General features: G+C 70.1%; 10 protein-coding genes. 5 read left to right on the top strand and 5 right to left on the bottom strand.

Annotated elements, in window-relative coordinates; genetic code table 11:
• Window positions 1–15: 15 nt before the first annotated feature.
• Window positions 16–1,629: an N-acyl-D-amino-acid deacylase family protein gene (locus tag SNA_RS33835; protein ID WP_030068736.1), complete on the bottom strand. Its 1,614-nt coding sequence runs from the start codon at window positions 1,627–1,629 to the stop codon at window positions 16–18.
• A 137-nt stretch (window positions 1,630–1,766) separates the two neighbouring features.
• Entirely contained in the window at window positions 1,767–3,056 is a 1,290-nt protein-coding gene (locus SNA_RS33830; protein WP_044368382.1) for an amino acid deaminase, read from the bottom strand.
• A 276-nt stretch (window positions 3,057–3,332) separates the two neighbouring features.
• Between SNA_RS33830 and SNA_RS33825 the strand changes: the two genes are divergently transcribed.
• From SNA_RS33825 to SNA_RS33810, 4 genes are all read left to right on the top strand, one after another.
• Window positions 3,333–4,322, top strand: a complete 990-nt coding sequence (locus tag SNA_RS33825) for a sugar kinase (protein ID WP_104532139.1) — start codon at window positions 3,333–3,335, stop codon at window positions 4,320–4,322.
• A 120-nt stretch (window positions 4,323–4,442) separates the two neighbouring features.
• Window positions 4,443–5,201, top strand: a complete 759-nt coding sequence (locus tag SNA_RS33820; RefSeq protein ID WP_030068740.1) for an IclR family transcriptional regulator — start codon at window positions 4,443–4,445, stop codon at window positions 5,199–5,201.
• A gap of 2 nt (window positions 5,202–5,203) precedes the next feature.
• Window positions 5,204–5,614 (top strand): RidA family protein, encoded by a 411-nt coding sequence (locus SNA_RS33815; RefSeq protein WP_030068741.1) that lies wholly within the window; start codon window positions 5,204–5,206, stop codon window positions 5,612–5,614.
• Between the two features lie 25 nt (window positions 5,615–5,639).
• Window positions 5,640–7,112, top strand: a complete 1,473-nt coding sequence (locus SNA_RS33810; protein WP_030068742.1) for a GntP family permease — start codon at window positions 5,640–5,642, stop codon at window positions 7,110–7,112.
• Window positions 7,113–7,183: 71 nt separating this feature from the next.
• On the opposite strand, the gene SNA_RS40770 is transcribed toward SNA_RS33810, so the two are convergent.
• Together SNA_RS40770 and SNA_RS33805 are read right to left on the bottom strand one after the other, a co-directional pair.
• On the bottom strand, window positions 7,184–8,482 hold the full coding sequence (locus SNA_RS40770) for an RNA-guided endonuclease InsQ/TnpB family protein (RefSeq protein ID WP_078970372.1): 1,299 nt from the start codon (window positions 8,480–8,482) through the stop codon (window positions 7,184–7,186).
• A gap of 114 nt (window positions 8,483–8,596) precedes the next feature.
• A complete protein-coding gene (locus SNA_RS33805; protein ID WP_030068743.1) occupies window positions 8,597–9,940 on the bottom strand; it encodes a M14 family metallopeptidase in 1,344 nt (447 codons plus the stop codon).
• Window positions 9,941–10,248: 308 nt separating this feature from the next.
• Here SNA_RS33805 and SNA_RS33800 point away from each other — a divergent pair, with 308 nt between their 5' ends.
• A complete protein-coding gene (locus SNA_RS33800; protein ID WP_044368132.1) occupies window positions 10,249–11,133 on the top strand; it encodes a S1 family peptidase in 885 nt (294 codons plus the stop codon).
• 109 nt (window positions 11,134–11,242) lie between these two features.
• Here SNA_RS33800 and SNA_RS33795 read toward each other — a convergent pair whose 3' ends face one another.
• The gene (locus SNA_RS33795; protein ID WP_030068745.1) at window positions 11,243–12,283 is read right to left on the bottom strand and encodes a chitinase; all 1,041 of its coding nucleotides are present in this window, start codon (window positions 12,281–12,283) and stop codon (window positions 11,243–11,245) included.
• Window positions 12,284–12,436 lie beyond the last annotated feature (153 nt).

The following is a 12,436-nucleotide window of genomic DNA, read 5'->3' as shown; positions in this document are numbered from 1 at the left end:
TACTACGCGCTCGTACTAGGCGCCCGTCCGCCGCACCGCCCGCCCCGCCAGGACGTCCGTCCGTCGCCCGTCCTCGATCACGAAGCGGCCGTCGATCAGGACATGCGGAATGCCGGTGGGCAGGGTGCGCGGCGCCTGGAACGTGGCGCCGGCCGCGACCGTGGCCGGGTCGAAGAGGACCAGGTCGGCGCGGTGGCCTTCGCGGACCAGGCCGCGGTCGGGGAGGCGGAGGCGGGCGGCGGGGCGGGAGGTCAGGTGCGCGATGCACTCCTCCAGGGACAGCACGCCCAGATCGCGGACGTAGGTGCCGAGATACTCGGGAAAGGTGCCGTACGCGCGCGGGTGCGGCTTGGCGCCCTGGAGGATGCCGTCGCTGCCGCCGGTGTGGACCCGGTGGCGCATGATCCGGCGGACGTTCTCCTCGTGGCCGACGTGGTGGAGGATCGTCGAGCCGAGGCGGTCGTCGATCAGGAGGCGGCGGGCGGTGGCCCAGGGCTCCTCGCCGTGTTCGGCGGCGCTGCGGGCGAGGGTCCTACCCACGTGGCCGGCGAGTCGGGGGTCGCTCACCCCCGAGATCTCGACGGTGTCCCAGGCGATCGGCACGCCGTGGCAGCCGTCGGCGCCCTCGACCTCCATGACGTGCCGGATGCGGTCGGCCGTCGCATCGTTGCGGAGGCGGGCCAGGGTCGCCTCCGGGCCGCCCTCGCTCGCCCAACTGGGCAGCATCGCCACCAGGGTGGTGCATCCCGGGGTGTACGGATACGTGTCGAGCGAGATGTCGGCGCCGTCGTCGAGGGCCCGGTCCAGGAGGGCCAGCAGCTCGGGGGCGCGGCCCTTGTTGACGCCGAAGTTCATGGTGGCGTGGGCGAGATGGAGGGCGCAGCCGGCCGCGCGGGTGAGCGTGATCATCTCCTCGTACGCCGTCAGGGCGCCCGCCCCGTAGGAGCGGTGGTGCGGACAGTAGTAGCCGTCGTAGCGGGCCACCACCCGGCACAGTTCGGTCAGTTCGGCATCGGACGCGTACATGCCGGGGGTGTAGGTCAGGCCGGAGGAGAGGCCGACGGCGCCCTGTTCCATGCCCTCGGCGACGAGCCGCCGCATCCGGGCCAGCTCGTCGGGGGTGGCCTCGCGGTCGTCCCAGCCCATGGCGAGCATCCGGACGGTGCCCTGGGGAATCAGACAGGCCGCGTTGACGGCGATGCCGTGGCCGTCGAAGCCGTGGTCGAGGCGGTCGAGGTACGCGCCGACCGTGCGCCAGCCGACGCCGCTGTCCGCAGGTCCGTTCCAGCCGGCGATCTGGGTGCGGACCTCGGCCAGGGTGCGGTCGTCGACCGGCGCGTACGACAGGCCGTCCTGGCCGAGGACTTCGAGGGTGACGCCCTGGGCGGCCTTCGCCTCGTGCGCCGGGTCGCGCAGCAGGGCGAGGTCGCTGTGGGCGTGCATATCGATGAAGCCGGGGGAGAGGGCCAGCCCGTCCGCGTCCAGCATGCGCGCGGCGGACGGGCGCCGGGTGCCGTCCGCCTCCCGCACGATCCCGGCGATCCGGCCGCCGGCCAGGGCGACATCCGCGCGGTAGGACGGCCCGCCGGACCCGTCGATGACGCGGACGTCGCGGAACACGGTGTCCATGGGGGGCCTTTCTCGCGGCTACGGAAGGCGGCTGGAGGAACGTGCGGCCGGCCGAGGCCGCGGCGGGAACACGGTGCGGCCAGGGCCTGTCCGGTGGGTCAGGGTCGGAAAGGCACTGAAGGCCCTAACTGAAGGCCCTAGAAGAAGGTGCGGATGTAGTCGGTGACCGTGCCGTCCGCCTCGACCAGCGGGATCAGCTGCCACTTGTCGAAGGAGGTGCACGGGTGGGACAGGCCCAGGCCGACCCAGTCGCCGACCTCCACATCGCCGGCGTGCTCGGTCGCCAGCCAGGCGTGCTGGTCGGACAGGCCCGTGACCGTCACCCCGTCCGCGCGCCGCTCGCTGCCGTCCCGGCCGGACCGTACGACCTGGGCCTGCGGCAGATCGAGGTCGTAGGCCGCATCCCGCTTGCCCGCGTTGAGGAACGCCTGCTGCGGGGTGGGCCGCGAGACCACCTGCGCCCAGAGGCGGAAGGCGGGGTGCAGGGCGCCCTCTTCCGGGACGCGGTTGAAGGGGGTCAGGCGGCGGTAGTGGCCGTTGTCGTGCGAGACGTACGCGCCCGAGCGCAGCAGCTTGAGGACCGGCGCGGACAGCTCCGGGATCTCCGCGAAGACCTCGGCGACGGTGTCGAACCAGGCGCTGCCGCCCGCGCTGACGATGATCTGGTCGAGGTCGGCGAACCGTCCCGCCTTGTCGAACTCCACGGCCAGCGCGACCAGCCGGCGCAGCCAGGCGGCCACCCGCTCGTAGCTCGCCTCGGGCACCTCGCCCTCGTAACCGGCCACGCCGACCAGGCGCAGGGTGTCCACGCCCGCGATGGCATCGGCCAGTTCGAGGCATTCGGTCTCGCTGCGCACGCCGGTACGGGCCCCTTCACCGGCGCCCAGCTCGATGACCACGTCCACCGGGCGGGTGGCCCCGGCCTGCCGCAGCGCGGCGTCCATCAGCTCGATGCCGCGCAGCGAGTCGACGTAACAGACGAAGCGGAAGCCGGGGTCGGCGGCCAGTTCGGCGGCGAGCCAGCGCAGCGCGGCCGCGTCCACCAGCTGATTGGCCAGGAAGATCCGCTGGATTCCGTAACGGCGGTAGACGCGCGCCTGATGGGGGACGGCTGCGGTGATGCCCCAGGCGCCGTACTCCAGTTGGCGGGCGAAGAGCTGCGGGGCCATGCAGGTCTTGCCGTGCGGGGCGAAGGCGAGGTGGTGCCGGTCGGCGTAGGTCTCCATCAGCGCGAGGTTGTGCTCGACCGACTCGGCGGACAGCGCCAGGACCGGGGTGGTGAAGCCGCCGCTGAACAGATTGCGGCGCTCGGCGGCCAGTTCGCCGATGGTGCGGCCCTCGGCGTCCGGGGGGAGCGCCTTGAAACGGTGGTCGACGCGTTCGGCGGCGAGTTCCCGGAGTGCCTGCGTGAGCCGCTCGTCGGCCATCTCGTCGGCCATGGGGTTCTCCTCAAGATCGGGTAGCAGTGGCCGTTGCATTCTGACCGGTGCGGGCGGGGCGGGGCCCGGTGCGGGCGGGGCAGGGCGTTGTCTTCTCCGCGCGGCATTCTTTGCGTTGCGTAGTCTGCAACGTCCGTTGCGCAGAGCGCTCATGGCTGTCTAGCATCCGGGCCAACACCGGGTCAATGGCGGCCCGGACGCCGCACGGAAGGAGCGCCACCGCTCGTGACCAGGCCCCCGGACGTCGTCTGCCTCGGCGAGTCCATGGTCACGTTCCTGCCCGCCGCACCGGGGCGGCTCGCCGACGTCCCCGCCTTCGCGCGCGCCATCGGCGGCGCCGAGTCCAACGTGGCCTGCGGGCTGGCCGCCGCCGGGCACCGCACGGCATGGGTCAGCCGGGTGGGCGCCGACGGATTCGGCGAGCATCTCGTGGCCGCCATCGGCGCCTACGGGGTCGACACCACGGGTGTACGCCGCGACCCCGTCCGCCCCACCGGCATCTACTTCCGTACGGCCGGTGACCGCGCCACCACCACCCATGAAGTCGCCTACTACCGGGCCGGGTCCGCCGCCTCCGCGATGACCACGACCACCATGGACCTGGCGGCGATCCGGTCGGGCCGGATCCTGCATCTGTCCGGGATCACCGCCGCGCTCTCCGCCGGCTGCCGCGGCCTGATGCGAGCCCTGACCGCGCCGTCGCCGGGCCGCCCCCTGGTCTCCTTCGACGTCAACCACCGGCCCGGCCTGTGGCGCGGCTCCGCCGGGGGCCGGGTGCTGCTCGACCTCGCCCGCGGCGCCGACCTCGTCTTCGTCGGCGAGGACGAGGCGGCCCACGCCTGGGGCCTGACCGGCGGCCCGGACGCCGTCCGCGCGGCCCTGCCCGAACCCGGTCTGCTCGTCGTCAAACGGGGAGCCGGCGGGGCCGTTGCCTACGACGCACACGGCGGCCGGTACGCCGAAGCCGCCCCGCGCGTCGAGGTCGCCGCCGCCGTCGGCGCGGGCGATGCCTTCGCCGCCGGGTTCCTCTCCGCCACCCTCCGCAGCCTGCCGCTGCCCGCCCGGCTCCGGCACGGCCATCTGTGGGCCGCCGCCGCCCTCACCGTCCCCGGCGACCTCGCACCCCCTCCGGGCCGCGCCCTCGCCGACCGCCTTGCGGGCCTCGGCGCCGCGGACTGGGGGAGACTGCACCTCGGCCCCGGCTGGACGGAAGACACCACGGCGGCCGCGGACCAGGAGGTACGGACACCGTGAACGAGCGTACGGACACAGCGAACGAGCGCAGCGAGGTACCGGCGTGAACGAGCGTAGTGAGAGAGCCATTGAGAGGTGCGCGCCTGGCGAAGGCAGGGCCGAGCGTAGCGAGGTACCGGCATGAGCCAGACCGTCGACCGCGCGCTGAGCATCCTGCCGCTGCTCGCCGAGGGGCCCGCCGACCTCGGGCGGGTCGCCGACCGCCTCGGCGTCCACAAGTCCACCGCGCTGCGGCTGCTGCGCACCCTCCACGAACACGGCCTCGTCCACCGCCAGTCCGACCAGCGCTACCGCCTCGGCGCCCGGCTCTTCGCGCTCGCCCAACAGGCCGTCGAGAGCCTCGACATCCGCGAGATCGCCCACCCCCACCTCGTCGCGCTCAACGAACAGTGCGGCCACACCGTCCATCTCGCGGTCCACGAGGAGCACGAGGTCGTCTACATCGACAAGGTCGACAGCCGCTACCCGGTGCGGATGTACTCCCGGATCGGCAAGCCCGTCGCCCTCACCGTCGCCGCCGTCGCCAAACTGCTCCTCGCCGACCTGCCCGAACCCGAGCGCCGCGGCCTGGCGGAAAAGCTCGACTACCCCCCGTACACGGCCCGTTCGACCCCCCACGCCACGGCCTTCCTCGCCGAACTGGCCACGGTCCGCGAACAGGGCTGGGCCACCGACCTCGGTGGCCACGAGGAGTCCATCAACTGCGTCGCCGCCCCCATCCGCGGCACGGACGGGCGGGTCGTCGCCGCCATGTCGGTCTCCGCGCCGAATGTCGTCGTCACCGCCGATGAACTCCTCACCCTCCTCCCGCTGGTACGCCGCACCGCCGACGCCATCAGCCGGGAGTACTCCGGAAAACCTCCGACGAAAGAAGCCTGAGCATGAGCGAGAAGACCGCCCTCACCCCGGCCACCCACACCACCCCGCCCGCCGCGTTCTCCCACGGCGTCAAGAAGGGCAACCTCCTTCAGGTCGCCGGGCAGGTCGGTTTCCTGCCAGCCGTCGAGGGCCAGGCTCCCACCCCGGCCGGCCCCACCCTGCGCGAGCAGACGCTCCAGACCCTCGCCAACGTGAAAGCGGTCCTCGACGAGGGTGGCGCGACCTGGGACGACGCGATGATGATCCGCGTCTACCTCACCGACGTCGGCCACTTCGCCGAGATGAACGAGATCTACAACGCCTACTTCGCCGAGCAGGGCCTGAAGGAGGCCCCCGCCGCCCGCACGACCGTCTACGTCGGCCTGCCCAAGGGCCTGCTCATCGAGATCGACGCCCTCGCGGTGCTGGGCTGACCGCGCCCGACGACGGAGCCGTCGCATGGCCCCCGCCGCGCCCCCGCCGCCCCACAGTGGCGGGCTGCTCGCCCTCATACCGGGCACTCCGGGCCTGCTGACGGTCGCCGCCCTCGGCATCGCCCTGCTCCTCGTCCTGATCACCAAGGCCCGGTTGCAGCCGTTCGTGGCGCTGCTCGTCGTCTCCCTCGCCGTCGGCCTGGCAGCGGGACTCTCCGTCACCGAACTCTTGGGTACGGTCCAGAAATCCGACGCCGTATCGCTGGTCGAGACCGGCATGGGCGGCATCCTCGGCCATATCGCCCTCATCATCGGCCTGGGCACCCTGCTCGGCGCGATCCTCGAAGCCTCCGGCGGCGCCGAGGTCCTGAGCTCCCGTCTGCTGCGCCGCTTCGGCGAGCGGCGGGCGCCGCTGGCCATGGGCCTGACCGGCCTGCTCTTCGGCATCCCGGTCTTCTTCGACGTGGGCATCTTCGTCCTGGCCCCGCTGGTCCACGCGGCCGCCAAGCGCAGTGGCGCATCCCTCCTGCTGTACTGCATGCCGCTCCTCGCGGGGCTGTCCATGACCCACGCCTTCCTGCCGCCGCACCCCGGACCCGTCGCCGCCGCCGGGCTGTTCAAGGTCGATCTCGGCTGGGTCATCCTCATGGGCGCCGTCTGCGGTCTGCCTGCCGTCCTGGCGGCCTGGGGCTATGCCGCCTGGATCGGCAGGCGGCTCTTCGTCCCCGTACCGCAGGACATGCTGGCGGCCGCCGAGGAGGCCAGGGCCGCGGTCGCCGCCGAGAAGGCTGCGGACGGCGGCGCGGATGGCGGTGCGCCCCGTGAGGAGCCGGTTTCCCTCGCCACCGTCCTCACCGTCATCGGCACCCCTCTTCTCCTCATCCTCCTGGCGACGTTCTCCTCCATAGCCCTGGCCCCTTCCGCAGGCCGCTCGGTCATCGAGTTCGCCGGCCACCCCTTCGTCGCCCTGACGATCGCGCTGCTCCTGGCGTACTACCTGCTGGGCGTCCGCCGCGGCTGGTCGCGTACGTCCCTGGAGGCCGTCTCCACCGCGTCGTTGAAGCCGGTGGGCAACATCCTGCTGGTGGTCGGCGCCGGCGGCGTCTTCGGCGCCGTGCTCAAGGGCAGTGGGGTGGCCACCGCCCTGTCCGGCGTCTTCCAGGGCCTCGGCCTGCCGGTCATCGTGCTGGCCTATCTGCTGGCGCTGGTGCTGCGGGTGGCCCAGGGATCGGCGACGGTCGCGATCGTGACGACGGCCGGGATCGTGCTGCCGCTGGTGGAGGGGCGGGGGATGCCCCAGGCGAGCCTGGCGCTGGTCATCACGGCGATCTCGGCCGGGTCGGTCTTCGCCTCGCACGTGAACGACGGCGGGTTCTGGATGGTGGCGAAATACTTCGGGATCTCCGAGCGGGACACCCTCGCGTCCTGGACGGTGCTGGAATCGGTGCTCTCGCTGGCAGGGTTCGCGGTTGCGGCGCTGGTGAGCCTGGTGGTCTAGGGCTCCGCGAGCTGCGTACACCTTCGAAATTTGATGTGCTCCTTGCCTGGAATGGCGAGGATTCCGGCCACTCACGCGACGTGGGTGGCCGGTGCTGCACGCAACCGAGTGACGGTTTCCCGACCCCTCGCCCCGCGAGCGGGACTACGCGTGCTTTTGGTGACCGTGTCGCCCATCCGGCGTGCACGGGCCTCGATTTCGATCGAGGCGGTTTTATCGGCATGGTCGGTGTGTCCGCAGTGTACGCACGCGAACTCCCGCCCACATCCGACGCGACTTCTCGGATCTCGTTTCCCGCACTCAGGGCAGGTCTGTGATGTGCCATGCGGTGCCACGGGCCGCAGCTGCGAGCCGTACATAGGTGCCTTGTAGGCCAGTTGACGCCTGCGTTCGCCGGGGATGTGGTCGTAGATAGCCCGATTGAGGCCAGACTTGCGCCCCACTCCTCTGCCGGGTGCAGCCACTGTTCCTTTGGCGCTCTTCGTCATGTTCAACACGCGCAGATCCTCGATTCCGACGAAGCCGTGGTTCTTGGCGAGATCGGTGGTGAGTTTGTGCGTGAAATCGAGACGGCGCCTGGCTTGCCGTGCCTTCAGCGCGGCGATCTGAGCAATGGTCTTGCGCAGGCGGTTGCTGTACGTCCCTCCGTTCTGCTTTTTCGCGTACGTGAGCTGGCGGGCCTTGCGACGCTCCAGCGTCCTCAGTCGCTGTTGTTCGCCGTCGGTCAGAGACGACGGCATCAGGCGTGGAGCCGTCTCGGTGGATACCCATGCCGAGACGTGAACGCCGAAGTCAACGCCACAGCCAGGCTTTCCATTCGGAGGAGCGGACTTGGCTCCCGTGTGCACTCCGAACGCCACATGCCAACCCAGGCCATTGCGGGACAGGGTGCATGACCGAACGGTGCCGCCGAGGGCGCGCGACAGTCGGAATCGGAGCCAGCCGAGCTTGGGAATCCGCACCGATGCCCAGTGGCGATTGAGCTTGCGAACTTTCAGCCTCTGGGCTGGGAAGGTGAGGTGTGCGCCACAGTTCCGACGCTTGAACTTCGGGTTCCTTGCCCGAAGTTTCGGGTTGGCTATGCGCTTGAAAGCTTCGTCCATCTGCCTCAGTACCTGCTGCGCAGCGGAGGCTGGCAGGTCCCGGATCCAATTAATAGATTCATCAGGGTCGTTGCGGATCTCGGTGAGCAGCACACATTGTTCCGCGGACCAGACCCACGACCTCCCGTCGTGCTTGCGCCTCACCATCATCCGGTGTTCCAGCGCAAGGTTCCACAACGCCCGCGCATGGTGCCCCCACCTCGTCAGGATCTCGTCCTGTTCCGGTGTGGGATACGCGCGGTACTTCCGCCCCATGTCCGCCTTCATGCTTCCCCCTCGACATCCCCTTGCTCGAACTAACGAGCCGAAGTCGAATGGGTTACGCAGGGAAATCGGCAGGGCGCCCCGCCAGTGCGGGGCGCCCTGGCTGTGTCGGAAGCGTCAATGCTTGTTCTTGCAGTACTGCTGCTCCTTCCCGATCGCCCGATACGGGCAGTCCGCCGTCTCCAGCAGCTGGAGCACCGGGTCCTTGTTGCGCGCCGTCTCCTTCGGGATCACCGAGTCCTTCGGGTAGAAACCGCCGGCGCCGTTTGACGACGGAAACAGCTCAAAGGTGTACGCGAAGACCTTCTGGTCCCCCCACAGCCAGTCGTCGATCGCCCCGTCGGTGATGTAGAGCTGGCTGGACTGCTCGGGGGTGTAGCCGTTGCCGGCGGCCATCTTCTTGCCGATGGCGGCGAAGGTGTCGTGGTCGTCCTGGGTCATGCCGGGGCCGGTTTGGTCGTTGGTGAAGCCGAAGGGCCACAGGACGAGTTCGCTGTAGGTGTGGAAGTCGATGGCGGCCTTGATCTGCTGCTTTCCGCCGACGATACGGCTGCGGACGAATGTGGAGACGACCTGGACCTCGGGGGCCGAGGCGGCGGAGGGGCCGCGGTAGGTCTCGTCGCCCGGGTCGTCGGAGGAGCCGCCGCAGCAGCCCCATTTGAAGTCCCAGTTGCGGTTGAGGTCGGTGCCGACCTCCTTGGTCCCGGCGTTGGGCTGACGGTTCTTGCGCCAGCTCTGGAACTTTCCGGTGGCGATGTCGTAGACGCCGCCGTCCGGGTTCAGATCCGGGATGATCCAGATCTCGCGGGAGTCGAGCATCTTGGTGATGCGGTCGTCCGAGCCGTACTTCGAGGTGAACTCGTTGAGGAGGTAGAGGGCCATCTCGACGGTGAGGTGTTCCCGGGCGTGCTGGTGTGCGGTGAAGAGCACCTCGGGCTCGTTCTCGTCCTTGGAGACGTTCTTGCTGAGCTTGAGGGCCAGGATGTCGCGGCCTTCCTGCGACTTGCCGATGACCTGCTTCGAGAGGATCTGCGGGTACTTGGCGACGAGGGCGTCGATCTCCTTCGTCATCTCCTCGTAGGTGTGGTAGCCGGTGTACCCGGGCGGGAAGTCCTTGATCCGGCCGGACGTCCTCGCGGGGGCGGGCGGATCGGGCAACTGCCGCAGCGCATAGCCGAGATGGCGTACCCGGGCGGCCTGGGTGCGGTCGGCGGTGATGACGACGGCGCGGGCGTGGACCTCGTCGACGGAGGCACCGGTTGCCGTGAGGGCGGTGCGTTCGGCGGGGGTGGCGGGACCGGTCACCTCGTACTGGTGGGCGCGGTCGGCGTCCGGTGCGCCATGGGGTGCGGGGGTGGTGGCGGGGGCGTCCTGGGCCGCGGCGATCGGTGCGGCAAGGGCGAGGGAGAGGACGGCGGCGAGGACGGTGGCCCGTCCGCCGCGTATACGTCGGGGTCGCATGCGGTCTCCTGTGGGGGGTGGTGAGGCGAGCGACGGCGTCAGTGTCGAGGCTTGGCATGGGCGGGTCAAGGCGTGGAACGGCCAGATGTGGACGCGCGGCGAACCGGGCGGGAGCCGTGGCCGGAACCGTGGCGCGAACCGGGGTACGAACCGGGCCGAGGGGCGCGGGCGAAGGGCTGATATTGCGGCAACTTGCCATCGGTTTCCGGAAATTCATTGCCCGGGAGCCGTCCGCGGCCAACAATGCGCACGACAAAACCGGAGGGCCACGACGGACCTCCGGTGACACAGCTGAGAGGACCCCCACAATGAACCGACCTCTCGTCGGCGCCCTGGCCACGGCCGTTCTGGGAGCCGCAGCCCTGGTGGGCAGTGCCGGCAGCGCCGGTGCCGCGACCCAGGACCACCCCACCCACGCCCGGCACCACGGCAAGCACAAGACCCGGACCGTCGACTTCGCCGGCACCGTCGCGCTGGACGACTGCTCCGGCTCGCTGGTCAAGATGCCGACCTCGCAGGAGAACGACAAGGCCCTGGTGATGTCCAACGGGCACTGTCTGGAGAGCGGGATGCCGGGCGCGGGCCAGGTCATCGTCGACCAGCCGTCCAGCCGCAGCTTCACCCTGCTGGACAAGTCCGCCGGCGACCTGGGCACGATCCACGCCACCAAGATCACGTACGCGACGATGACCAACACCGACGTCTCGCTGTACGAGACGAGCTCGACCTACGCCGAGATCGAGCAGAAGTACGGCATCAAGCCGCTGGAACTGGCCACCGACCACCCGGCCAAGGGCGCGGGCATCAGCGTCGTCTCCGGCTACTGGAAGAAGATCTACAGCTGCAACATCGACGGGTTCGTGCCCCAGCTCAAGGAGGGCGACTGGACCTGGAAGGACTCGGTCCGCTACACGCCGGAGTGCAAGACCATCGGCGGGACCTCGGGATCGCCGGTGCTGGACACCTCGACCGGCAAGATCGCCGCGATCAACAACACGGGTAACGAGAACGGCGAGAAGTGCACCGTCAACAACCCGTGCGAGGTCGACGAGAACGGCAAGGTGACGGTGCACAAGGGCACCAACTACGCCGAGGAGACCTACGGGATACCGAAGTGCTTCGCGGCCGGCAACAAGCTGGACCTCGAAGCGGCGGGCTGCGAGCTGCCCAAGCCGTCGGGCGCCCGCCGGTGAGCCGGACCCCCGGGGCGTAAGCGGCGTCAGTACAGGACGCCAGGTCCCGTGCATGCCGTGCACGGGACCTGGCGGTGGGGGGTGGCGCAGGAGGAGCTGCCGCGGCGCGTCAACCGAGCCCGTGGACGTGCCCGCCCACCGACTTCGCGAAGGCGTTGCCGCCCGCGGCATCCCAGTTGGTGGACCAGGTCATCGCGCCGCGCAGCCCGGGGTAGGTCCTGGACGGTTTGAACGAGCCGCAGTTGCTGCCCTTGGTGAGGCAGTCCAGGGCGGCGTTGACGACGTCCGGGGAGACATAGCCGCTGCCGGCCGCGCGGGAGGAGGCCGGTACGCCGATGCCGACCTGGGACGGATCGAGCCCGCCCTCCAGCTGGATACAGGCGAGCGACGTCAGGAAGTCCACCGAGCCCTGGGCGTGGACCTTGCCGTCGCAGCCGTTCATCGAACCGCTGTTGTAGTACTGCATGTTGACGACGGTCAGGAAGTCCTTGATGCCCAGGGCCGTCTTGAAGTACTCGTTCTGCGGTGACTGCATGTCGACGGTCTGCGGGGCCATGGTCACCACGACGTCGCTGTGCGCGGCGTGCAGGGCCTTGAGGGCCTGCGTCATATACGTCGAGTTGAGGCCGTTTTCCAGGTCGATGTCGACACCGTTGAAGCCGTAGGCGTCCATCAGCTTGCCGACCGAGTCGGCGAAGTTCTTGGCGGAGGCGTCGTCGCTGACCGAGACCGCGCCCTTCTCGCCGCCGATGGACAGCACGACCGACTTCCCGGCCGCCTGCTTGGCCTTGATGTCCGCCGTGAAGTCGTCGACGGAGCCGTAGCCGACGGCCGGGTCGAGGTGGAAGTCGACGGCGCCCGGCCGGCCGGTGGCGTCGGCGAAGGAGACCGCGATGATGTCGTAGGCGTCGTCGACGTCCTTGAGCTTTTGCACCGTGGCGCCGTTGTCGAAGTTCTGCCAGTAGCCGGTGACGGCGTGCTTCGGTACGGCTTTCGGTACGGCGGCGGTGTGCGCGGCGGGTGCGGCCGCGGGCCGGTGGACCTCGGATGCTCCGGCGGTGCCGGTGGCGAGGACGCCGGCGGACAGTGCCGCCGCGGCGCCGAGCGCGGCCAGTCGTCCGCGGGCTTTTCCTGAACGTGCGCGTACCACGACTGCCTCCGTGTGGGGGGGGGAGTTGAGGGGGTGGTGCCACAACGCGCTCAGGGGCCCCTGGGCTTGCCCCCAACGTGGTCCAGACCATTGAGCCTGTCAAGAGTTCGTGCGGAAGCGGAAGTTCCCGCATCGGTTGCCCGGCCGGTATGT

Origin of the sequence: Streptomyces natalensis ATCC 27448 (assembly GCF_000935125.1) — a bacterium.
Lineage (GTDB): Bacteria > Actinomycetota > Actinomycetes > Streptomycetales > Streptomycetaceae > Streptomyces > Streptomyces natalensis.
This window is presented reverse-complemented; position numbering and strand designations above follow the sequence as displayed.